The 23,220-nt window shown below is 39.3% G+C and carries 25 protein-coding genes; 17 read left to right on the top strand and 8 right to left on the bottom strand.

The genetic code is table 11. The features are described 5' to 3' along the window. The 7 genes from BMW79_RS33655 to BMW79_RS33625 form a co-directional block, all read left to right on the top strand. The coding region (locus tag BMW79_RS33655; RefSeq protein WP_143059328.1) for a RagB/SusD family nutrient uptake outer membrane protein at positions 1-981 on the top strand (981 nt) is incomplete at its 5' end. 12 nt (positions 982-993) lie between these two features. Beyond that, complete coding sequence (locus tag BMW79_RS33650; RefSeq protein WP_089904863.1) at positions 994-1,932, top strand: hypothetical protein; 939 nt, start codon at positions 994-996, stop codon at positions 1,930-1,932. A 78-nt stretch (positions 1,933-2,010) separates the two neighbouring features. Further along, on the top strand, positions 2,011-2,715 hold the full coding sequence (locus BMW79_RS33645; protein ID WP_177192450.1) for a response regulator transcription factor: 705 nt from the start codon (positions 2,011-2,013) through the stop codon (positions 2,713-2,715). 303 nt (positions 2,716-3,018) lie between these two features. After that, positions 3,019-3,729, top strand: coding sequence for an MgtC/SapB family protein (locus tag BMW79_RS33640; protein WP_089904857.1), 711 nt, complete (start codon positions 3,019-3,021; stop codon positions 3,727-3,729). A 161-nt stretch (positions 3,730-3,890) separates the two neighbouring features. Then, entirely contained in the window at positions 3,891-4,115 is a 225-nt protein-coding gene (locus BMW79_RS33635; RefSeq protein WP_089904854.1) for a hypothetical protein, read from the top strand. 79 nt (positions 4,116-4,194) lie between these two features. Further along, a complete protein-coding gene (locus tag BMW79_RS33630) occupies positions 4,195-5,163 on the top strand; it encodes an AraC family transcriptional regulator (RefSeq protein ID WP_089904851.1) in 969 nt (322 codons plus the stop codon). A 97-nt stretch (positions 5,164-5,260) separates the two neighbouring features. Continuing rightward, positions 5,261-6,640 (top strand): amidohydrolase family protein, encoded by a 1,380-nt coding sequence (locus BMW79_RS33625; RefSeq protein WP_218150527.1) that lies wholly within the window; start codon positions 5,261-5,263, stop codon positions 6,638-6,640. Between the two features lie 149 nt (positions 6,641-6,789). On the opposite strand, the gene BMW79_RS33620 is transcribed toward BMW79_RS33625, so the two are convergent. From BMW79_RS33620 to BMW79_RS33610, 3 genes are all read right to left on the bottom strand, one after another. Beyond that, positions 6,790-7,239: a TlpA family protein disulfide reductase gene (locus BMW79_RS33620; protein WP_089904848.1), complete on the bottom strand. Its 450-nt coding sequence runs from the start codon at positions 7,237-7,239 to the stop codon at positions 6,790-6,792. Beyond that, the gene (locus BMW79_RS33615) at positions 7,236-8,204 is read right to left on the bottom strand and encodes a hypothetical protein (protein ID WP_089904844.1); all 969 of its coding nucleotides are present in this window, start codon (positions 8,202-8,204) and stop codon (positions 7,236-7,238) included. The genes BMW79_RS33620 and BMW79_RS33615 overlap by 4 nt, the downstream gene beginning before the upstream one ends. A 401-nt stretch (positions 8,205-8,605) precedes the next feature. Next, positions 8,606-9,238: an SMI1/KNR4 family protein gene (locus BMW79_RS33610; RefSeq protein WP_089904841.1), complete on the bottom strand. Its 633-nt coding sequence runs from the start codon at positions 9,236-9,238 to the stop codon at positions 8,606-8,608. Positions 9,239-9,371: 133 nt separating this feature from the next. On the opposite strand from BMW79_RS33610, the gene BMW79_RS33605 reads away from it, so the two are divergent. The 3 genes from BMW79_RS33605 (at position 9,372) to BMW79_RS33595 (ending at position 11,633) form a co-directional block, all read left to right on the top strand. Continuing rightward, positions 9,372-10,469 (top strand): hypothetical protein, encoded by a 1,098-nt coding sequence (locus tag BMW79_RS33605; RefSeq protein ID WP_089904838.1) that lies wholly within the window; start codon positions 9,372-9,374, stop codon positions 10,467-10,469. Between the two features lie 278 nt (positions 10,470-10,747). After that, the gene (locus BMW79_RS33600; protein ID WP_143059327.1) at positions 10,748-11,077 is read left to right on the top strand and encodes a hypothetical protein; all 330 of its coding nucleotides are present in this window, start codon (positions 10,748-10,750) and stop codon (positions 11,075-11,077) included. A 10-nt stretch (positions 11,078-11,087) separates the two neighbouring features. Beyond that, on the top strand, positions 11,088-11,633 hold the full coding sequence (locus tag BMW79_RS33595; protein ID WP_089904832.1) for a hypothetical protein: 546 nt from the start codon (positions 11,088-11,090) through the stop codon (positions 11,631-11,633). On the opposite strand, the gene BMW79_RS33590 is transcribed toward BMW79_RS33595, so the two are convergent. Beyond that, complete coding sequence (locus tag BMW79_RS33590) at positions 11,627-11,836, bottom strand: hypothetical protein (RefSeq protein ID WP_089904828.1); 210 nt, start codon at positions 11,834-11,836, stop codon at positions 11,627-11,629. The genes BMW79_RS33595 and BMW79_RS33590 overlap by 7 nt on opposite strands. 603 nt (positions 11,837-12,439) lie before the next feature. Between BMW79_RS33590 and BMW79_RS33585 the strand changes: the two genes are divergently transcribed. From BMW79_RS33585 to BMW79_RS33555, 7 genes are all read left to right on the top strand, one after another. Beyond that, positions 12,440-13,357 carry a hypothetical protein gene (locus BMW79_RS33585; protein ID WP_089904825.1) on the top strand — a complete coding sequence of 306 codons (918 nt, stop codon included), beginning with the start codon at positions 12,440-12,442 and terminating at the stop codon, positions 13,355-13,357. Positions 13,358-13,362: 5 nt separating this feature from the next. Next, positions 13,363-14,040, top strand: coding sequence for a hypothetical protein (locus BMW79_RS33580; RefSeq protein ID WP_089904823.1), 678 nt, complete (start codon positions 13,363-13,365; stop codon positions 14,038-14,040). 65 nt (positions 14,041-14,105) lie between these two features. Then, positions 14,106-14,741, top strand: coding sequence for a hypothetical protein (locus BMW79_RS33575; RefSeq protein ID WP_089904819.1), 636 nt, complete (start codon positions 14,106-14,108; stop codon positions 14,739-14,741). Positions 14,742-14,895: 154 nt separating this feature from the next. Next, positions 14,896-15,159 (top strand): helix-turn-helix domain-containing protein, encoded by a 264-nt coding sequence (locus BMW79_RS33570; RefSeq protein WP_089904816.1) that lies wholly within the window; start codon positions 14,896-14,898, stop codon positions 15,157-15,159. Between the two features lie 307 nt (positions 15,160-15,466). Beyond that, a complete protein-coding gene (locus tag BMW79_RS33565; RefSeq protein WP_089904813.1) occupies positions 15,467-16,903 on the top strand; it encodes a hypothetical protein in 1,437 nt (478 codons plus the stop codon). Between the two features lie 368 nt (positions 16,904-17,271). Next, positions 17,272-17,589 (top strand): transposase, encoded by a 318-nt coding sequence (locus BMW79_RS33560; RefSeq protein WP_089904810.1) that lies wholly within the window; start codon positions 17,272-17,274, stop codon positions 17,587-17,589. Then, the gene (locus tag BMW79_RS33555) at positions 17,574-18,446 is read left to right on the top strand and encodes an IS3 family transposase (RefSeq protein ID WP_143059326.1); all 873 of its coding nucleotides are present in this window, start codon (positions 17,574-17,576) and stop codon (positions 18,444-18,446) included. The genes BMW79_RS33560 and BMW79_RS33555 overlap by 16 nt, the downstream gene beginning before the upstream one ends. Before the next feature lie 380 nt (positions 18,447-18,826). On the opposite strand, the gene BMW79_RS33550 is transcribed toward BMW79_RS33555, so the two are convergent. The 4 genes from BMW79_RS33550 to BMW79_RS33535 form a co-directional block, all read right to left on the bottom strand. Further along, positions 18,827-19,807 carry a hypothetical protein gene (locus BMW79_RS33550; RefSeq protein ID WP_089904804.1) on the bottom strand — a complete coding sequence of 327 codons (981 nt, stop codon included), beginning with the start codon at positions 19,805-19,807 and terminating at the stop codon, positions 18,827-18,829. 53 nt (positions 19,808-19,860) lie between these two features. Continuing rightward, positions 19,861-21,057 (bottom strand): hypothetical protein, encoded by a 1,197-nt coding sequence (locus BMW79_RS33545; RefSeq protein WP_089904800.1) that lies wholly within the window; start codon positions 21,055-21,057, stop codon positions 19,861-19,863. A 94-nt stretch (positions 21,058-21,151) separates the two neighbouring features. Beyond that, positions 21,152-21,586: a hypothetical protein gene (locus BMW79_RS33540; RefSeq protein ID WP_089904797.1), complete on the bottom strand. Its 435-nt coding sequence runs from the start codon at positions 21,584-21,586 to the stop codon at positions 21,152-21,154. Positions 21,587-21,816: 230 nt separating this feature from the next. Beyond that, positions 21,817-23,217 carry a site-specific integrase gene (locus BMW79_RS33535; protein WP_177192449.1) on the bottom strand — a complete coding sequence of 467 codons (1,401 nt, stop codon included), beginning with the start codon at positions 23,215-23,217 and terminating at the stop codon, positions 21,817-21,819. Positions 23,218-23,220 lie beyond the last annotated feature (3 nt).

Genomic DNA, 23,220 nt, shown 5'->3' with positions numbered 1-23,220 from the left:
CTGGACACCTATGTCCCCAAATACTATGACCTGTACCGGGAGCAGGACGATGATCCCTTTACAGCTGCGTACCTGTCGTGCAGAAATGTGATGACGACAGAATGGAATAAAGAATGGATTTATGGCCGCGCCAACTCTGGAAGTTTTATGCGCTATGACAGAACACCGTTTCACGCCGGCCTATCGGCAGATGAGCATGGCGCAGGCGCCCACGGCGCCACGCAGGCAATGGTGGATGCGTATTTTACAAAAAACGGATTGCCCATCACCGACCCTGCCGCCGGGTATACATCTGCCGGTTTTTCAAGTTTTCAAGCCCCGTTTGATGTGACCTCCCGGAGTACCTATAACCCGTGGACCAACAGGGAGCCCCGTTTCTACGTGGGTATTACCTACAATAACAGTTACTGGCTTTACCAGACCGGAGGCGTTACCATTGTTACCAATATGGAAAAGAGCGGGAACTCCGGCAGGGATCAAAGTACTTCCGACGTGTCGCCTACCGGGTATGTGGTAAGAAAAGATGTGGCGGGCAACGACAATAGCCGTGGCGTGGTATACCTGAGGCTGGCGCAGATTTTTCTCGATTATGCTGAAGCCCTCAATGAATCCAGCCCAGGAGCCTCCGACATATTAAAATATGTAAACCTGGTTCGCAGCCGGGCAGGCATACCCGGCTATGATGGCGTATCCATTCCGGTACCTTCCGGTCAGGCTGCAGTACGGCAGGCCATCCAGGCGGAGAGAAGAGTAGAACTGGCCTTTGAAAGCGTACGGTACTTTGATACCCGCCGCTGGAAAATTGCTAAAACCACGGGTAACGGCGCCGTATATGGGATGAATATGAATGGCAACGGACCGGATTTCTATAATAAGACCCTCATCGAAACAAGGACATTTACCGATCGTGACTATTTATTCCCTATCCCTTATCAGCAGATATTAATTGATCCTAAACTGGTACAAAATCCAGGTTGGTAAATAAGTACAACCATGAACAAACTAATTATTACCACCATCACACTGATACTCGCCGGCATTTCCTGCTCTCAAAAGGAGGAAACCATACCGCTCACCGGTAATCAAAAAGACCCCAATGCTCCTTCTGTCACCTGGCAGGAGCATTGGTTCGAGCACAATCAGCTGGTAACGCTGGTGTCGTACAATGATGATGTGGCCATGTATTATGATGACAATGTATCCAGGGAATTAAAATGGCCCCTCAGCAAATTAACTGCGATATGGAAATACACCAAAGCCACTTACGGAGCCTTTGGGCAGGACAAAGACCGCAGACTCAATGTAATACTGCACTACAAAAGATATGGTGGTGGTCATCCATCCACCTATTTTGATGCAAGCCACGATTTCCGCAATATGATCGATGTAGGTTCAGATAATCCATGGGAAGACAGTACCGGCTGGAACGTGGATATCGTAACGCATGAAGTAGGTCATATTGTGGAAGGGGCTTCCAAAGGCGTGCATAATTCCCCCGCTTTTGGCATATGGCACGACAGTAAATGGATGGAGATCTATCAATACGACGTGTATAAAAATTTAGGATGGAACCAGGAGGCAGACCGTTGGTATAATGCAAAGTTATCAGTAACGGATAACTATCCACAGGCAAATACACACTGGTTCCGCGACTGGTTTTATCCTATTTATCAGAGCTACGGTGGCAAGGATGTGCTTAATGGTTTTTTTACGCTCTTATCCCGGTATTTCCCGCAGCACAACATTGCCCTGGGAAAGGAATATGATCGTGCCATGAACATGGGTGAGTTTATACATTTCTGGAGCGGGGCAGCCCATAAGGATCTCAGCCAGTTGGCCCGTAACGCATTCGGCCCAAATGATGAAGCGGGAAATAGCTGGCAGGTACAACTGGATAAGGCGCGTATCGATTTTGCTGCTATCGTTTATTAACGGCTCTCATCCGATGCAGCCAGAGGTATGTTACACTGCAAAGAATGTTTACAGCGTTGTGTCAATAAATTTTATCTGATGAAAGCAAGAATTCTCCTGGTTGAAGCAGTTGTTGGTCTGCGAAATCTGATCAGACAGCGGTTTGAAAAAAATGAGTTCGAAGTTGATGTTTTATCAAATGGAAAACAGGCATATGAAGTAATTCGTAAAGACTTGAGGTACTACAATATCCTGCTCATAGATGCGGTATTGCCCGGTATGGATGGATTTGAGCTGGCGGAAAAAATAGCAGAAATGGGAGGGGGGCCACCATTTGTATTAATAACAGCAGCAAACAAAGATGACCGGATACGCGGATTGAAAATTGGCGCCGCAGACTGCCTTTCAATGCCTTTGGATGTAGATGAACTCGCTCTTCGTATCCGTAATATTATCAGGCGCATAACTGCTTGTATTATTAATGGGGGCAGCATTATTGAACGAGGTGATGTACAACTCAATAAGGATTTACAGGTACTTCATGTGGGGACGGCTGGTGTTGGGTTACAACTGAGTACCAACGAATCCGCCTTACTGAATTTTTTCTTTAATAACGAAAACAGGCTTGTAAGCCGGAAGGAGATACTGACCTATTTTAATAGCAATGATATTTATCTGGGTGAACGTAGTCTGGATGTTTTTATTTTCCGTCTACGCAAGCTCCTGGAGGCTTCCAGGTTTTTGAGTATAGAGACGGTATATGGAGCAGGACTTATTTTAAGCGTTCGGGATGCCGTCATTTGATTGAATAATGCTGGTTGCTATAAATTTATAGCCTTGGAAGTTTATCTTTCAAGGCTATTTTTTTAAATCCGGGTATCAGATCAGTGTTGTGAGCAGGAATATGTTTTCTAAATATTTTCTAATAAAAAACTGTCTTCTTTCTAACGGCCTTGTTCAAATTGTCGTTTTATCTTTGCAGCGCAAATAATTTTTTGGTCTATGGACACAGAAACGGCTGCTTATTTACAGTTACATTTTATTTCTTAATCGCCTGCCACTATCATAACAGCTGTTGTGCCGGTTGGGGCACAAAAAACAGAGATCATGTCAATCAGCGTAATAGATTTCACCACCAGGCTGGCAATTGCTTTTTTGCTGGGTGCTGCCATTGGTACTGAGCGGCAATGGCGTCAGCGCATGGCCGGGCTACGTACAAATATGCTGGTGGCCCTGGGTGCCAGCATGTTTGTAGCGTTGGCGGCAAAGATCAGCGGGGAAGCCGTTGGAAGGGTTACCTCTTATGTGGTCAGCGGAATCGGCTTCCTGGGCGCCGGCGTGATTATGAAAGACGGTATGAATGTGAGAGGGCTGAATACCGCAGCCACATTGTGGTGTTCTGCCGCAGTAGGAGCGCTTTGTGGGTCGGCATACTATTGGGAAGCAGCCATCGGATCTTCCTTTATTATATTGACACATGTGCTCATGCGCCCAGTGGGCGTACGTTTAAGCAGATTGCCTATCGACAGGGAAATGTCTACCCAGGTGGGATATATACTATCCATTCATTGCAGGCAGGATGTAGAAAATCATCTCCGGGTGCTTTTATTACAACATACCAATGATGATCATAAGCTGTTGTTGCGCTCCCTTAAAAGTACTGATAATACAGATCCTTCACTGGCTTTGATAACAGCGGAAATACTCGCCAGCAGCAATGAAGATCAGATGATGGAGAAAATAGCCGGCCGGCTTACTATTGAACAGCACGTGTCAGAGGTTAGCTGGCGGAAGATGGCAGTTGAGAATGACTTGTAATTAAAGGTTGTATTCTATCTTTGCAACATAGTAATCAGGATAAAAAATTAATTAAATAAAACATGGACATAGAGCCTCCCACAAACAGCAATTATCATTAACCTTCCCTTTGTAAAGATGGCCACTGTTGTCTTTCCAGTCGGGAAACAAAAGACAACATCATGTTCAAATTCCTAACTTTTTTCCGCACGCTCCGTAGAGATCATTTGCACGAAGATTTTCCTTACACACTTGGCGCAGATGCCATGCCTACCATCTCCTTTGGCATGAGTGATAATATTTTCAGACCTTCTTTTAAAGTGATGACCTTTAAAAGGAAACCTGATAACCGATCTGTCAGCAGATGGTCTAAAAAAGGAGCTATTAAATCAGTTGCTGCCAGATGATGGTTATCGTTTAATTCCCCGAACTTTATACCGCTTTTCCAGTGAAGGATCAGCGGTTTTATCCGTAAACGAGGCAATTATGAAAAAAAGCAAAAGCGAAGTGGGGAAATTGCAGCCAATTAATATGAATAATTTAGGCGGTATTTATTTTGACAATGAAAAACAGATAACGCCGCATATTTACAATCAGTCTGGCTTTGAGTTGATACGTGTAGACCAGCAGATGAGCGCCTGCAAAAGTGAGGTGAGCCCCCACCTGCTGCAATTTTTTATCGTCATATTAAATCAGAAGGGGACTGGAGTCTATCATTTCGGGAGTAACCAGTACCAGATAGGCCCCAACGTGCTTTGCTTTATAGGTCCATATGTAGTATCCTCCTGGCATTCACAGACAGCCCACCAGGAAGGTTACTGCCTTTGTTTTTCTGAAACTTTTTATAATGATGGTCTGGAGAATAAAAGTTGGCTCCGATCAAGACATTTCTTTTCGTCCGGTAATGATTTCGTAGTCTCCCTGACGGCAAACCAGACAGCCTTTTATGCCCGGCTGATGGAAGAAATGGCCGCTGCTCAGCAAGGAGATGGCGCTTTGAAATATGGGTTGTTGAAGTCCTATCTGCATTTATTTATGGAAAAGGCCAGCCTGGAATTCTTTCCGGATAACCCCGGACGGATTTCGCCTGCCGGGCCCGCACTATCAAATGGGTTGACCAATGAGTTTCTGCTGCTGTGCCAAACAGATTTCCAGGCCCTTTTAAAAGGTGAGACTACCTTCATGCCTGCACTGGATAGCTATGCGCACCGGTTGGGAATTTCCCGCAATTATCTCAACGATAAAGTAAAAAAGGTGACGGGGCAGTCTGCCGGCTATCACCTGCAGCAGCTTTATATTAACCAGGCCAAGGTTTTTCTTAGGCAAACTGACTGGTCTGTAAATGAAATTGCCGCAAAGGTAGGGTTTAATGATCCCGCCTATTTTGCCCGTTTTTTTAAGAAGCATACCGGTTTATCGCCTTCTGTGATGAGAAAGCGGCTGACAGGTGAATGATCCTGCTAATTAAGTACATCGTCCTACATTATTTAGCAGTGCGGAGATAGTTTTGTATTACTAAAATTGATTGTTTAAAAAATCAAAAGACAGTAATATGGAAAACAGAATAAAACTATCTGTAAACAAGCAACAGGACGTACTTATAAAGAATGGCACTATTATTACCATGGACCCCTCCATTGCTGATTTATCCGGTGGAGATATACTCATTCAGCATGGAAAGATACAGGCAATAGGAAAAGGACTGGAGCAGGAGCATATGGAGATCATTGATGCCAGCGGTATGATTGTATTTCCTGGCTTTGTTGATGCTCATCGCCATGCATGGCTGGGAACACTGCGAAGTACGATGCCCAATGTAAATGATCTGATGACATATGTGGCCGACATACACTTTGGTTTTGCCAAATACTACCGCCCCGAAGATATTTACCTGGGTAATCTGCTGACAGCTATCAGCGCAATTGATAGTGGTATCACCACTATTGTAGATGCCTCTCATAATGCCAGGAGCCTGGAACACGCTTATGCAGCCATCGACGCGCTTACAGATAGTGGTATCAGGGCGCTGTATGCTCCTGCCTTCCCGCTGGGAGGTGAATGGGACAGCAGTTTCTGGCCCCGGGGAGTAGAGCAGGTAATCGGAGATCTTTTTTCCTCTACAGGGTCCCTGATTAAGCCGGCCATCTTTACGCATATGAGTAACCATAGCTGGGACCTTGCAAGAGCGCTCGGGGTACCTGTCATAACAGAGGTGGTAGGACAGCAGATGTCTGATTTGCTGGAGGTAATAGCCCAAAACGGCCAGCTGGGTCCGGACAATATTTTCAATCATTGCACCGGTCTAACGCCCCGTGCATGGGAGATCATCAGGGATGCCGGTGTTAAAGTGACCGTAGATCCCCGGTCAGATGCCCATTATGGACTTGAAGAAGGGGTTTTTGCCTATCAGCATGCCATCAATCATGGTATCAGGCCGGCAATAGGTACTGATCTTGAAACGGCTTATGGCGGCGACATGTTTACCGAAATGAGGGTAGCTTTTACCCTGCAGCGTGCCTGGGCACAGCATCAAAAATACAAGGGAGAAAAAGCAGTTCCATCTCCCGTTCTTTCCCGTAAAATACTGGAAGCAGCAACGATCAATGGCGCGGATATCGCCGGCTTTGGTCATGTTTCCGGAAGCATTACTCCCGGAAAGGCGGCGGACCTTGTTTTGCTGAGAGCCACCGATATTAATCTTTTTCCTTCCAATAATGCTATCGGATCTCTTGTTCATGCCGCAGACAGAAGCAATGTAGATACAGTGATCGTGGACGGACGAATCCTGAAACGCGGAGGCAAACTCCAGTTGACAGACATGCAGCAGTTAAACAGCCGCATCAATGCATCCCTGGAATATTTATTTATGAAAGCTGGTTATAGTCCTGACGTATTCCTGGAAGAGTTTCCAAGGTTGAGTTTTAATCAATAAACGACCGAGTTATTTCCGTTGCTTGAATTTGGATACTTTGGAAAAGTACGGTCGTAAACACCGTCTATGATGACATCGTTAAAGTACAACACGGTTTATTCTTAAACTGTGTTTTTGCTCCTGCTCCATACTTGCTGCAGTTTGCACCTTTATTGATTCAATAACTGACTAATGGCGGTGCTGATGTTTTCCAGGTCACTGGGTCTGGGAGCGTTGGTTTGTGTGATCGTGCCGCTTTTATCTATCAGCATATAACGCGGTATGCCAATAATATTGATTCTTTTGTTAAGGAGATCAAACTCCTTATCACTTACAAGATAATGCTCTCCTTTTATCTGTTCCCTTTTGATTGTTTTTTCCCAGGAATCCTGGTCGCAGTGTATGGCCAGATAGAGGAAGATGACAGGTTTATTGTTGAAATTGTTTTTTAAAAGAGCAGACTGCCGCATTTCCTGCATACACGGGACACACCAGGGCGCCCAATAATCTACATACACCACATTACCCTTGTATTTGGCGCCCAGCACCTGTAAAATGTCTGACGTAGTATCAGCCATATTATTAAACAGGTGGGTTTTGTCCGGCAGGGCATTACTCATGCTTTTATAGAGTTGCTGATTAAGATAGGTGATACGTCACTGATGGCGGTGTTGCTGAGATGTTGCCGGAGGTATTGTATGGTTGCAGATTGCAGTTGCTGGCTGTGTTGCAGGCTATCTGCCGCCAGATTAGCCAGCAGCAAGTCCTGGCCCGGTCCTTTGTTAATTTGTTGGGTAATATAGTGAAGCATACTCCCTCCTGTATTGTTGTGGTTTTTTCTATGCAGGTAAATAAGATAATTATTGATGAAGTCATAGTATACATCTGTTAACACTTCATTATTGTTGACAGGCAGGGTGGCTATAAAATGCTGGTAGGATGGTGGAGGAAGCGCCTGCCTGTTGGAGTGATCATACCAATATGCCAGTATGTCGGCTCCCGCACTATAACGAATGTACTGTAATGTACGTGTATGGAACATGTGCAGTAACCGGTTAGTCCGCCGCCATACCTGCAGACTATCCAGTTGTATCTGCATTTTTTGTATACGCCAGGTTAGATATTGGTCTGCTGTCATACCCTGTACCTGCTCATTACTTACGGGGTTAATGACATGGCCCAGGTGGTACATATAGTCGTGTAGGTTAGTATTTATACCGGCTGTGCTACCTTTAAAAGAAATTACTTGTTGGGTAGTATGTAGTTTCACCAAATCATTTACCGTATTCACCCGCCTTATATCCGCCGTATCCAGCGTTAGATGCAGACTTTTTTCCGGCACGGCATACAGGTAGATAAGAGTATGATCAAAATCGAGCATCAGTTCCTGCGGATTAAATAACGGTATGGTGGCATTGAAATTTCCGGACTTATCTAATTGGGCAATTACCTGGTCCTGCTGGCCATAAGGCGTATTATACACTACTTTCAGCAATTGAAAGGGGCTGCCTGCCGGATCATAACGGGAGATATTGCCTGCCAGATGAAAGCTGTCAACTTTAAATGCAGGTGTATGTTGTGCCATGACAAACAGGGATACTGATATTAAACAAACGGTCAATAAACAGCTGCGTATGTTTCGGCGATTATTCCACTTATCATTATCTAATGCTGAAAGGTTTTTGATTAGAAGCGGTTTCATGATAGGGTAATATTAATGTACGTTGTTGACATGGCAGTCATAATTACGGGTTCATCTCAATGTCCCACCAATATAAAGAACATTGTTTGAAGTAATTGTTAACAGACTTGCGAAATGTTCACAAGAGATATTTGGGGAGGATTTATAAATGCTGACGTTGTTTCCTGTTTCCTGAATGATGCAAACTTTCCACGAATATCCTTTTGAAGTTTACGACCATAAAAAGGTGGAAACTGGTCACACTACTTTGATATTTATGACAGGACTTTCGTCAGCAGATCGTATTAAACTTTTTTTGTTAAGGAATTGTCGAGCCACAATTCATACCAATTCAAAAAATTTATCTTCTCTTTGTTGCCAAGTTCATATGAAGGATGGATGCCATAATCGCTACTTCTGTCATCTGTCCAGATGTTACCGTATTCCTTGCCATTTACAACAAGGTTTATGCGAACTGCACAGCCAAAGTTACAAATCGCAATCACCCCATTCATTTGCTGTTTATCAAAGTATTTCTCTTCAAACTGTATACGCTGCTTTTGGTATTCCTCCTCATTTTCTTCTGCATCAACTGTCGGTTCAAACGTTTGATTCCAGGCCTCAGTATGTAAAAAGGGTTTTGAAGGGTTCAGTAAAGAGCCTGGTTTTTTGTTGTCCAGGTCATCAAACATGACATCTTCCAAAGGCTCAAGCCCATAAAACGGCCCAGCCCCTCCATTACCAATAATCATTAGAAAGGCTACATATTCATCTGGCAGGCGCGTACGATAGAATGATTCAAATTTTTTAATTTTAGCTACAGAAACTGGCGGATTCAGCCTGTATTTATGCGTGCTGGCACCAAATACACTGTAATTTGTATCCAAATTTTTGAGTTGTTCCAATTTGTTTTTTATTCTCTCCAATTGCTCGTCCATGTATGTACAGGAATTTTATAGATAACAGATAGGAATAAATATACAGAAGCTTATTGATTTTACTTGATTGACCAGAAAGATTACTGCTAAAGTATTAAATTACATATCCTGTTTATCTGCAAAATTCTAACCTATGCCGCCTATTACAGCATTTGATACGCTGGATAAGGAAATTATAAAAGTGGGAGGAAAACCCGTTGTGCTTGAAGCCTTATGGAGTGGCGACACCAATGGTTGGTATCTGTTACTTTATGTAAATATCATTAGATCCCGTTTTCTCATAAAGCGTGAGGAGCAGCATTTATTAGGAGAGGTTACCTTGCCGGAAGACAGCGCATATTACACTGATGGGAGGCCTACAGTAGCCATGGTGGCGGAAGAACTGGGTAAATGGGCAGCTCAAAAGTATGGTCTTACTTTTTACTTCCCTTCAAGGGATAATGCAGATGAGGACTGTCCAGGTTGGGCAGAAAGACATTTGGGCGTGCACTGTGAGGATTGTAATAAACTGATGTTATTAAGAGAAAGTTCGCATTTGCCCAGGGAGGTATGCTATTCGTGTTATTTGAACAGAAAAAGCAATGAGAGTTTGAGAAACGCGGACCCATCTGATCATGGCTATAATTTTTGCCTTTCAAAAAATGAGGAGTACATTAAGGAAGGGTATTGTACAAAATTTGAGGATTTTACTATTGCGCCCTTTATACAAGATAAGGTGAAGGCAAGGCTAACTTCCGATATCATAAGTACTATTACGCTGGATCAGGAAGATATCCTTGTACTCAAAGGTCAATTGGAGACCACCCTTGAAGGAATGCTCCTGGCTTATGAAATGCCGCAAATTGACGAGAGAAAGAGACGGTTCATTGGAACCTATAAAATGCAGTATGGGGGGAAGGAATATGTGCTGATGGACAGGCATAACGATGCACATACAGAGATTGCCAGCTATATTTCCAACATTAAAACGGCTGAAAAAGCCATTGCAGAGGGCTATACCTACCAATTCTTCTTTAAACAGGGAATTACCTACAGGGACGATGCCTTTTTGCGCTTCATAAATTACGTCTGTAAAGGGGAGACTTCACTCTTCGCTATTCACCAGAAGTATGCCCGGCAGTTGAACACAACAGATATTTCAACAACATTGGAAAAGCTCGAAAAAATTGGTTGTATAGTCACAAAAGGGGAGCAGGTTATTATAACCAGGCTTGGTTACTGTATAGTTTGATTGGGATAGCTACGATTGGAATCACGTCTCTTTTTCTGCGAACATCAATCAGATGGGTTTGTGAAATTATTTCATTACTCAGCAGGCAGGTAAAATATGTTTTCAGATAGTGTAACGTGCACCCTTTTGTTATAGGTGGTAGTAACCCAATCTTCTGCATTTAGAGGTACATAACACATTCATATTTGTAGCCGATTATGTTGAACCTGTTGTAACAACGGTTTCAACGATGGGATTGGAGTCAATGCTTTGTCAGTGGCGTTACAAGAGTCGCGGCAGTGGCAGTTATATTAAATGCCGCCAGTCAGGGAGAAAGAAAATTATTGACACAATTTTCAAGCAAAAGGATAGATAATGCAGTTGCTTATGTGATGAAAAATAAAGTAAATCATATATTTGATAAAGCAGCACATAATCTGGACCTGTTATTAACAAAATTTGGGGGTCCTAAAAATACCTTTCGTGCTGTTTTAAATAAGCTAAATGGAAAGCTTCCTGTAAATGGGCTATTTAAGGATATATCCATAGACCTGGAGGGTTATAATGTTGAGGTAAGCGGTATGGTGGTTGGCGGAATTACCAAAATTGGTACAATGTTCATTCCCTAAATATTAAATTATGAATTGGAAAGAGCAATTATTAAAATTCGAACAAAATAAAAATTGGAAATCGGCTTTTGATCTGCTGCAAACAATCATTAGCAAAGAAAGTAGCAACCTGGACGCTTATTTGAGTATGAACTATTTGCTAATGAATGTGCTAGTCGAAGAGAACTATGATGCTGATGAAGGTGAATTCTATGCCAGCATGTTGAAAAAATATTTTGTTGAATCATATGAAATATTTTCTCAGGTTCCGGAGTACCTTTTTTTTATTGGAAAGATAGCCTGTATGTCTGAATGGTATGTTGATCTGAAAATAGAGGAGGCCCAGAATTTAATAAGAAGAGCGCACCATCTTGATCCAAAGAATTTTCTATACGAGTGGGCGGCGTACAGTGATTTAAATATGGGTGATTCAATAAATGTGGAAGGGGTAACTGATTACTCAAAAAAAGCTTTGCGTGATACCGCTGTGTTGGAGCAGTTGAGGACAAAAGGCTCATTGGGCAAATATCTGGAGAATGCATTAACTTATTGGGCAAGCGGTGGTGTACCTCAGTAAGTGGCGAATTCCTTTAATTCCTTTGAGATAAGGTAGTGGCGACCTCTTTCCGCATCCCAATTTCCCAGTTGAAAACTATCCTTGATTGTAAGTTCTCTCTCCGGAGAATTGTTACAGGCAATTCTTGCGTATACTGAGTCTTTTCTTTTGTTCTTGTTTTGGCACAGCGCATAGCGTACGCCGAAAGTGTTTTCACTTCGCATTTCTTCTTCATTTTAAATGGACAAATCATGTTCTCTGGATCGTGGCTTACAGGCCCCAAACAAAAATGAGTAGAAACAAAGCCGCTGATATCATTTGAAACAAGATGATATCCTTTGAAATACAAATTAATACATATGGCAAGAAATCTACGTTGAGTAGGTAAAGTTACTCTGAAACCTACGCACGGTATTACTCTGCCGACAACTTGAAGCTCGATGATATAAGATGATATGGGGCAAAAATAAAAAAGCCCGCAGATACAATATCTGCGGGCTTTTTGGCATATCGCGTAACAAAGCGTTACAATGATTTTAGCCTTTTTGTCGGGACGACTATACGACGCCCTGATATCGTAATTTATTTGATTTCAATGTGTTGTTAAAAGAGCTTCGGATCTACTCACGGGATTACTCCCAAGGGCATTCAGTGATTTCATCGCAAGATAGAATTTGTACTAAATAATTCCAAAATGCAAGATTAGGTCAAGTGGACTATTTAGGGTCTGATATATAAGTAAATTTGATATTTATTTTTTTTAATTTAACTGCGCAACTAGATTGCGCAGTTATGCTGGTATCTTCGCTATAATCAATATCTGTACAATGAGCTTTAATAAATTTCCCGCTGGTGTCATTGATAAAAAATTGATGGCTGACTGTTTGAAAAAAGAAGAGAAGAACTATAAGGATATTAATTTCATAGAATTGGAAAAGGATTACAATGATATTTTGTTTATTCTTACTCAATTGGTTAACCTGATACATGAAAAGCAAATACCAGTAAAGGAATGGATTAAACCTTCTGAAATTTTATTATTGAAACTCGCTTCGCATTCTGGTTCAGTAAAGCAAGTTGCGACGCCTGTACCTATATATAGAAGTGGTAGCAACCTTATAGCTATACGTGATGTACCTTCAGTGTATGTGCTTTCAAGAGCGCAATTAGAATGTTACCTCACTTTACATTACTTTATTTTTTCTCCCCAAAATGATGGTGAAGGAAAATTTAAGCAATTGTTATATAAATTGAGTGGCTTGTCCAATAGACAAAGTTACTTATCTACTTTGCCTGAGAATTTAGAAAGGAAGGAGGAGGAAGCGAGAATTATTGCAGAATTACTCCTGGAAATTGAAACTAACGAATACTATCAAGCTCTCAGTGTCGATTTACAGAAAAAAGTAAAAAAAAGAAATCCTCCCGCTAGATTAATAGGATGGGAAGATCTAATTAGATCATCTCGTCTTAAAGATGAAATATTTCTTAGTTCCTGGAAGCTTTTTTCAAATCACGCCCATTCTGAGTTTATTGGCACTATGCAGTTTCAAGATTATTTAGTTGATAGTATGGCAACAAACAAAATGGTTTACCATGTGTTGCAACTGAACCTTATGATATTATGTGTGACTATAATTGAGTTGTTGAATCTATTTCCTGAACTTATTCCGGATTATGTTTCCAGTGTATCCATTGAGGTGAGAACTACGGTTCAATTTCTTTCAAAATTTGCATTTAAAGAATAGTAATAATGAGTGCCAGAATCAACTTCTACGAGTACTACGGTACAGAGGAAACAATTCTTCAAACCGCTTTTCAATTACAGACAAATGGTGGAGAGACGTTCTATCGGGCTAACATAATTGAGAACTTTGGACGCCTTAGAGATTTTTATATTGAATTGACTGCTGCTAGAAAAAGTGGTAAAACATTGCCTGAGAATCGAGTAGTAACCATTATAAATGACTACCACTTTGAATTAATTCCGGATTACGTTAAAATCTGCATTTTTTTTGAGAATTTCGTGAAAGCAGAACTACTTAGACATGAATACCTAATTCATTCTATACTGAAAACAGAAACTTGTAAGTTGCTTTCAAAATTACAAGGTAGACAGCCTGTGTCTCTGAGAGATTTACATTGTACTGAGCCGTTTGTAGTTAACAGTGGAAAAGAAATATCTCATAATTCGTTAGGGGAAAAGACTTTGTCTATAAGTACTTTATTAAGTCCAGGATATCAGAAAGTGATTCAATTACCATCTGCAATAACCGACTTTGTCTGCCTTCTTAACAAGAAGAGAAATATTCTCCATTTATACAACTCATTAGATTTTGATCTCAGTGAGGATTTTTTTAAAGAAATGGCAAATACTATTTCTTTTGTAAACGTACTTTTTTATAAAGACAAAGATAGTGGCCTAGAATAGGTGGATATTTTTCATCTCAGGCTGTTTGATTAGTGTGATTTAATTTGATTATTTAAACTTAAATAATGTTACCACTACCTTATAACATTACGGATACTGATAAAGAGTTTGGAGAGCTTTTAAAAGGAAAATTAAAGGAGTTTTCTGCCACTTTCGCAATAAACTTAGAAAACCAGGAAAAGGTATTACAATATTTCCGGGTATCTCTGGAGCATTGCAATGCCAATAATCTACCTAAATCCAAAGCTATTTGGAATATTGCTAGCTACGTTAGTATTATATCATTCGATTTAAAGGTCATAGTTAAGAATATGACATTTGCGGTATTGGAATGGGAGAAAAGGTATTTTGCCAGACAAGCAGCCCTGCTAATACATGAGGCTTGTGATGGTTTACTGAATCTGCTTGGAAAGCAATTCCGTGAGATTTTAAAGGATTTACCCGACAGTGATTCATTAAAATCTGATTTGAATATAATAGCGAAGAGGTTAAATGATTACAAAGTAACTCATAAGCCCAACCTGAATACAATTAGAAATTTTTCTATAGCTCATAGAGATATGGAGGTTTTATCCCAAATTGAGATTATTTGTGCTATATCTTGGGTTGATGCAATCAATTTTTCTTCGGAGTTTGACAGGATTTTAAATGACTTAGGATCTTTTATGAAGAAATTCTTGACCTCTGGTTACTTTGATTAATGCTATTATGATGCAATAGGTATTTGATAGCATAGCTATCAAAATTATTCTGCGATTATTATTTTTATACTTGTAATTTATTGATATTCATATATTAATGAATTAAATATTTATCTGTTTTTGTTTTTTATTTTAAATTCAAGAAAAAACGAGAATGGCAAAAGAAATAATCACACTTCAGGATTTAGAAGTATTTAAAGCAGACTTACTAAAAGAAATAAAGGCATTAATGGATGGCAGGCTGCAGCAAAATAAGAAATGGTTGAAATCGTACCAGGTTAGAGAGCTTTTAGGTATTTCTGCTGGAACATTGCAAACAATGAGAATTAATGGAACTCTACCATTTTCAAAAATTGGAGGACTGATTTTTTATGATGCAGATCTGGTAAATGAGGTAATGAGCAAAGGAAAGCGTTAAAATGATAAAATCGAATATGGCTATATTTTGGTAGCCATATTTTTTTTCGGTACTATGCAACATTTGTTTTTCTTTTAATCCTTCATGTTAGAGGTGGGCTTTTAAGTATCAAAGAGTTGTATAATTATTTTATATAATAATGTGACAAAAAAGCATTTTTTCTAATTACTTTATGGCCAAAGTGGCATTTTGTGTAATTATGTCACATAATTGTTTTTCGCAATCTAACCGTTGAGGTGGCGCTTTGTTTGTTTTTGCAAATCGGCTCCGATTTTGTTGAACCTGGTCGAATTATTTAAAATTTATTATGGAAAATAAAATACAACAAGTACCAGAGACCACATCTATAATTGAGAGCCAGGTCCACCGCATTGAAGATTTCTTAAAATATCTGGGATTACCATCCGACGGTATTATTGCCTCACTCGACCAGCGTGAAACAATGGGGAAAAACCTGGAGACATTAATAAATCGTGTTCCTGCAGAAATAAAAAAGGATGCAAAATACCTCTCTAAGTTCGTAATAGGAGCGGGATTTGGAATATTCGATTATTCAATGAATTCCATTTGGAATGAAGTCGTTCTGGCATTGCATAAAATAGCGATAACGTATGGCCTAGACATATTTTTTGATAAGGCTGTTGGTGGTAGTTCTCGTTCCTTATATAAAGACGCCGGAGATTTACCAATGTTAAAAGAGAAGGTATTGTTGGATACCTGTTGGAAATTAGAACTAATCACAGAAACCACCCATAAAAAATTGGCTCACATTCTCGATATGAGAAACCATATCGGAATTTCACACCAAAATGATTCCCAAATAAATGCCTTTGAGTTGTTGGGATATGTGGAGACGTGTATACAGGAGGTATTATTATCTCAACCCTCACCAGATGCGATCCATGTTCAGGCATTTATCCAGAATTTTAAAGGTCATGATCAAGTGATTGATCAACCGTGGATTGAAAATGTAATACCTAGATTACAACAATTACCAACACGTCATTGTGATAGCATCATCCGAATATTCTTTTCTGTATATGTTTCTACTGAAACGAGTACAGTACTCCAAAAGAACATTTCAATAATGGCTCCTATTATTTGGAGCCTATGTACCGATCAGGAAAAAGACCGCCTAGGTTTGATTCTTGCCGGGTACAGAAATAATCTTCATGTAGAAAAACATACGAAAGGAATTGAATTTTTTGGTTTCGTAAATGGTAATAGTTATTTAGATATAAGGGAGAAAGAGGTTACATTGGATAAGTTAGCCAGTAGATTAAAAAATGCACATTATTCCTATGATAACTATTTTCATGAAGGCTCTATAATGGAAGAGATAATGACGTACATTGACAATGCAGAAAGTGTTCCTGAAATTGTTTCTACGCACTTAATAGAGGCTGTGATTCTCTGTCGAATTGGAAGGGGATATAATTATTTTGGTGGGGTTTCTCCACAAGCCAAACCATATTATAATCAGTTCTTGAAAATTATTGCTCCTAAGTATACTCCGAAAATCATACTTGCCTTGACAACGTCCGAAGTGCAACGTAAAATTTCAAATAGTCTTTCCAGAGATGCGTGTCATGAATTATTAGAGTGTGTTAATGAAACGGTAGTGGATCGGCGTCAGAAGGAAGCAGTGGAATATTTATTAACTAATATGCGTAAGAATAAGGATGCTATCTTTAACAAAGAATTTCAGCTTATCTCTTCACCATTTATAACCTGGATAAGATAAAAAGCTGCATCATTAAACTTATCTCAAGGTCAAAGGCAAGTTTCTAATGTGCCTTTGACCTTTTAATTACGGAGGTGGTGTAATTCTTATATTAAAGAAATTACCTCTTAACTATCAAATGCGTTTTCATTGGATCATTCATAATCCTGCTGATCTCCGCATCCACAAAATCAATAACATCATCTTTTATCTGCATAAAGTTTTTATACACCACTCCATTTTCTAAATTCCTGATAACAGGCACCTCCTTTTGAAGTTTTCTTTCCTGATCAGCTTTTCTGGTGTCTTTCGTTACCTTACAGTGAAAGACTGGACCTGCTACCTTTGATTGGACATATAGTTAAGCTCTTTCCTTAACTTTGATTACAATGAGTAAAAAAGCAAGAAGGGGTTATGATAAATCCTTCAAATTAATGGCAGTAGAATTACATAAAAGTGGCAAGCCAGCTGGAACTGTAGCAAAAGAACTGGGTATAGACGTAGGTATGCTTCGTCGGTGGACCAGAGAGTTCAGTGCGGATGAAACCCGCAGTTTTCCGGGGAATGGGAAACAGGATTTGACAGCTGAGCAGAAGGAAATCCAATCCCTTAGGAAAGCGCTACAAGAGGCTGAAATGGAAAACCGGATACTAAAAAAGGCAGTGAGCACTTTCTCCAGGGAAGACAACAAATATTCGGGTTCGTAAAGGACCATCTGGCAGAATTTGATGTCGGGAAAATGTGTAAGGTGTTTAAAGTAAGCCGTAGTGGTTATTATGCCTGGTCTGGAAGAGAACAGTCAAAACTATCCATGTGCAGGGAAGTGCTTTGCAAAAGAGTGGAAGATATCTATCACAAAAGCAAAGGCCGATATGGTAGCCCAAAAATAACTGCAGAACTTAGACAGATGGGCCTACATGTATCCAGACCCAGAGTAGCCAGGATCATGAAGGACAAAGGGCTTCGTAGTATTATTACGGGCAAATTCCGGGTATGTACGACAGATTCCAATCATAATCTGGAAGTGTCTCCCAATATCCTCAACAGGGAATTTACTGCCACTGCACCATCAGAGAAATGGGTTTCTGATCTAACTTACATCCGGACAAAATGTGGATGGCTTTATTTGACAGCGATCATGGACCTGTTTGATAGAAGGATTGTCGGATGGTCAATGAGTACTGGGATGACAGCCAGGGAGACTGTTGTTACTGCCTGGAATATGGCGATTAAAAATAGATCAGTGGCTCCGGCTATGATTTTCCACTCAGACAGAGGTGTACAGTATGCCAGCGGAGAGTTCAGAGATCTGCTAAAAGGTAACTCTGTACAACAGAGCATGAGTAGAAAGGGCAATTGCTGGGATAATGCAGTAATGGAAAATTTCTTCAAGATCCTTAAATCAGAAACCGGCCACCATACTGTATATGACTCAACAGATGTCGCGAAAAGGGAGCTGTTTGAGTTCATCGAAATATGGTACAACAGGCAGCGAAGACATTCAATATTAGGGTATTTGTCTCCCGAAGAATTTAGTAAATCTATTCTAAAAAAAGCAGCTTAATAAATTGTCCATTTTTTTGTTGCAAATCCAAGGTGCTATATCTCTGATTTTAGGTGTTTGGACCTGGTAGGCTTTATGAAGTTAAAGGGAAATTCTTCATAATAGCAACCGAGCAATCTTTTTATTTTGCTCTTTAGACCTCTATTGCTTAATCAATGCTACTAGACACTGTGATAGTTCATTGTATATGTATGTCAATACCTTATCCTCATCGATATTCCACCCATTGTAACCGGACCAAGTTTTTGAAATTCCAATCATGGATCCTGTATATTCTTCATTTATTTTATTTAAACAATTTAAAAAGGCTGTAGTATTAAAAGGAATATTTGATCCATTTTTTAGCTTAGTATAAGCGGCTATAATAGTTATTTTCTTTCTTATTTTAAATTTAAAGGAACTTCGGTTGCGTCGAATGTTCCTAGCTGTCTTTTGGATACTCTGGTCGACAAGCTATTAACATAATTAGAGAAGGGTTCAAAGTTGTCAATGGCCTTTTGGTAAATGTCTGACTGTTTTCCTTCGCAATTACATAAAATGACTAAAATGTCGAAATGGCCTTTCTGAGCCATTTCAATAATGTTGCCTTCCCTGGAAAACACTCTTAAGGTATGGTGGTCAACATATTGCTTAGGGTAATTCCATTCTCTTAATTCAATATTAGCACTTAAGCCCGAAAATGTTGGAAGGAGAATTTTGTTATTTTCTTGGAGCTGATATTTAGGGTATTTCAAAAACTTCTCAGTACCTAATTGGATAAAGAAAATGACCCCCCCAAACATTAATCGACAAATATGAAGATCATTACTCTTTGCCGCTTCTGGAATCACTATGCCGTTTAAGGGTTCACCAGTAATATTAATAATACTGATAATATAGATTGGGAATGTGTCTTCATTACCAGGATCATTTTCTAATATCATTTTTTTTATCGATTCAGCGTGTTCACCGATGTCTACTTTATCGAAGAACGGTAAACTAGTTACATGCGAACGCCACAAAACAGATAATAGGAATAATTTGAGCATTTTGTAATCTACATCTGCAATTTTGTGCTCAATAATTTCGTCTCTACCAAAGATTTGTTTAGGCCGACGGATACGAGGATGCAGATTTTGTACTAAAAATTCTGCAGCATATTTATCTAATTTACCTAATCTGTCATTGTCGCATTTTTCACATAAAATATTTTTATCGAAAGGCGATGGTGTTAACCGACTTTGTTCATCATTGTCGAAATGAGCTAACATTATAGCACCATTGTTGTCTCTAAGAGGTTTGTCGAAGTAACGAGGGATGATGTGAGCTTTAATTAACTTGGTAGTTTTACCGCATAGCTGACATTTTTTGTGTTCTTCCATAATTTATTTCTGAATAATTCAATTCAAGTAGTATCGAGTATGAAGCAACAGCCTTATTCAAAACTGTAATCTGATTCTTTGTCTTGATATCCCCCATTGAAACTGTAGGACGCTGGACGTTTTATTAGAGAAAATGAAATGTCATCCCTGACTTTAGTAGCATCAGTGGTTTCATGTCTATTTATTACTTTGTAATATTTTGGAATTACTTTAATGTAGAGGATTCCTGAGTCGGTATAATCCCTTGCTAAAATTTTCCATTTAATATTGACTTCGGTTTCGGTAGCGATTTTGGGTTCAATATAAAAATTACCGGAAATGATAGAATCATTCTGTACTAGGGTTTTCTGTTCTGGCTTTATGTATAATGCCATTTCAGTGTTATTATATGCATGCACATTGTTTCTGAATCCTGGATTAAAAAGCGCATCACCTCTTTCTACTCCAACTTTTATTATTTCCCCTTCAAAATCTAATTCAATTTTGAAATCCTCGATTACCGCCTGTCCTGTATTTACTATGCTGAGTCGAAACCAACACAATTGTTCCCACTCTATTAAATGAGTAAACATTAGTTTTTGTCTTTTAAGCTGATAAAGCGATGAATCGTGGAGCGCTAAAATTTGTGCAAGACCGTTTGTAGTGTCAAAGTTGTTGGATTGCTGTATGCGTGGTAAGTGATAACGATCAATAGTCTTTTGGAATTTTGGATGGCAAATGGCTTCAGTATTACCATCCTTAAATGTTATAGTTAGCTCTTTGGTTCTATAGAAATCTTCGTTTTTAAGATACCAATTATGAATGTTTTCATATTCAGGAAGTACTCTTTCAATGTAATCCCAGAAGCATATTTGAATAGTAAAAAGACCTTGCTGAGCATGCGATAAGCTGGTTTCCCTTACATACTCTTCTACCTCACCATCTTTTTGAAGAGAGGTTGCAATAATTAATTTTTTTAAAGCAGGTTTGAATGTTTTTGCTTTTTCAATTTCCTCTTTTACGGTAGAAATAGTTATGCGATTTCGCATGCCATCAATTAGATGAAACTTTTTGTTTTTACATTGGATCCCATTATATGCTGTGCCATCATCAACAGGGGCATAAATATCAACGCCATTTTGTCCTTGAGAATTGCTTGAGTTGAATTCTATTTCATGTGGTGTTTTCCATATTTCTCCCCAAAGTTTAAGACAAAGTGTCTCGAAGTCTTGCCAATTTTTTGGAGGATGGATGTTTACTGGTGCTTTCATTATTTGTATTTTACAATGACACTATTCAAAATGTATAAAAAGAGTTAGACCAAAGGAGAGAATAGCCATTTGGGATTATTTCAAAATTAGCATTTCAATTAGTTGTTCCACAAGATGGACAGGCATTAGGACTAACAGTGGTAGCATAACGAATATTGCAGTTAGTGCATACATAAACCATTTCAAGTGCAGCGTTCGATTGAATTGAAATGTCATTCATTGGCGTTTCTTGATTCCAATTGTCAATAATAGCAGCTTGTATTACTTTCTTTATTTTTTCTTTTAATTCTTCTGGAAAAAAATCGTCTGCAGTTCCAGATACTTTACAATTTGGACAAAAAATATCATCTTGTTGCATTTTGGTTTCATAATCTTCAGAGTTAATTTTGAAAAGAGTGGTACAGTGTGGACATTGCCTGTCTATCATGCCTTTGCTATCCGGAAGAATGGTGTAATTATCGTTAGAAAACTCATGAAGATCTTGTTTGAACTTATTTAACTTCTGTAGCAAGTCTGTAATTGATGTCATATGTAATATTTAGTATATTTGCATTATTTATTAAACAATCCGTATGTATAGATTTTGTTTATATAAAGGTATGCTAATTTATTTAGTAGAAAACTAAAATTATTCACAATATGTGAATAATTTTAGTGGCGAATTGGAAGAGTTTTGGAGCTATTAGGATTGGCTTTGAGTAATAAAGCCAATCCTATTGGGATTTCAAAGAACGAGAACTAGACTTTACTCTTATTTTATTATATTTCTATGGCATATTCTGTTTTATGCACTATGTTTTGATTTTCTATCAATTCAAATAATTTAGGTATTATAACAGTAGAAAACACCTTCTCCAATACATTCGGTGCTATCTGTTCCAGTAAGGCCATAAACTTATGTTCATCCATCCCATGTCCGCCTATAGTATCGCCTTTTAATATCCGCTGTTGCACACGCTGCATGTACATTAGGATTAAAGGATTTCCAACCCTGGCATAAATCATGGTAGTTTCTATTTTTTCATGACCCATCATAACTTGCAATACTTCTGGTGGCACTCCCATTTGTAGAGTTACTGTGGTAGCAAAAGTATGCCTTGCCATATAGGCATGAAGGTCCTTTTCAATTCCACATGCTAACCCAATAACCTTAAGGTTGTCGTTAAGGACTTTGTTGCTAACATAGGCAAATACTGTTCTCCTATGGGTGGCACCTGATTCTAACCCGAATTGTTCAAGAATATCTTTAGCTTTCTGTAAAAGGGGAACCCAGGCAGGAACCTCGCTTTTAGCCCTGCCGTATGTCATCCATACATTGCCATTTATATCAGTCGATAGCTGGCTTGGTCTAAGATTTTGAACATCAACAGGAGCCATACCTGTATAACAGCAAAAAACAAATATTGCCTTGACGAGTTCCTGTACAGGAGTGTTAAGCTTGATAGTTTCAATTTTTTGTAGTTGTTCCCAGTTAAGATACTCTGTCTCTCTGCGTTTGATGTCAATGGAGAAATCACTGAGTACGTCTTTCTCACACCAACCATTTTTACCGGCCCATGAAACCATCTTTTTGACACGTTCCATATGTTTCATCGCACCATTCTTATTACATGGATCGTTTGGTTTAATAGGGTTCTGAAGGATATAGGTATATAGTCCATCAATAAAGTTGAAATTTAAGTGACGGAGTGGCACATCTGCTGCGGCATACTTTTGTTTGCAATATCTTTCAAGATACCTATTGGTAGCACCATAGTTCTTCAGGCTCCCTGGTTTAATTTCACTTTTGTACTTATCATAAGCAATTTTGCAAAGTTTTAACATGGTTACCTTCTGAACATCCGGACCAATGCCCAGGTAATGGTTTTTAATATTCTCTGCAGATAATACCCCTTCCTTCAATTCAAGTTCCAGGAAGATGGTCGTTAGTTTGGCTTTCACTTTTTCAAGGTAGGTAGATAGTTCCTTCAATTCCTGGGTGGTTTGCAATGGCCAACGTCGGGCCTCATCCCAATCTTCCGAATTAAAACCGCCTTTAATAGTGATTTCTCGTTCAGGAGAATTGTTACAGGTAATTCTGGCAAACACGGAGTAGTCCTTTCTCTTGTTCTTGTTCTGGCGAATGGAAAATGTTACGCCGAATGTGTTTTCACTTCTCATTTT

Origin of the sequence: Chitinophaga arvensicola, from assembly GCF_900110835.1 — a bacterium.
Taxonomy (GTDB): Bacteria; Bacteroidota; Bacteroidia; order Chitinophagales; family Chitinophagaceae; genus Chitinophaga; species Chitinophaga arvensicola.
Note: the sequence above shows the minus strand (reverse complement) of the source record. Positions and strands in the feature narration are given on the sequence as shown.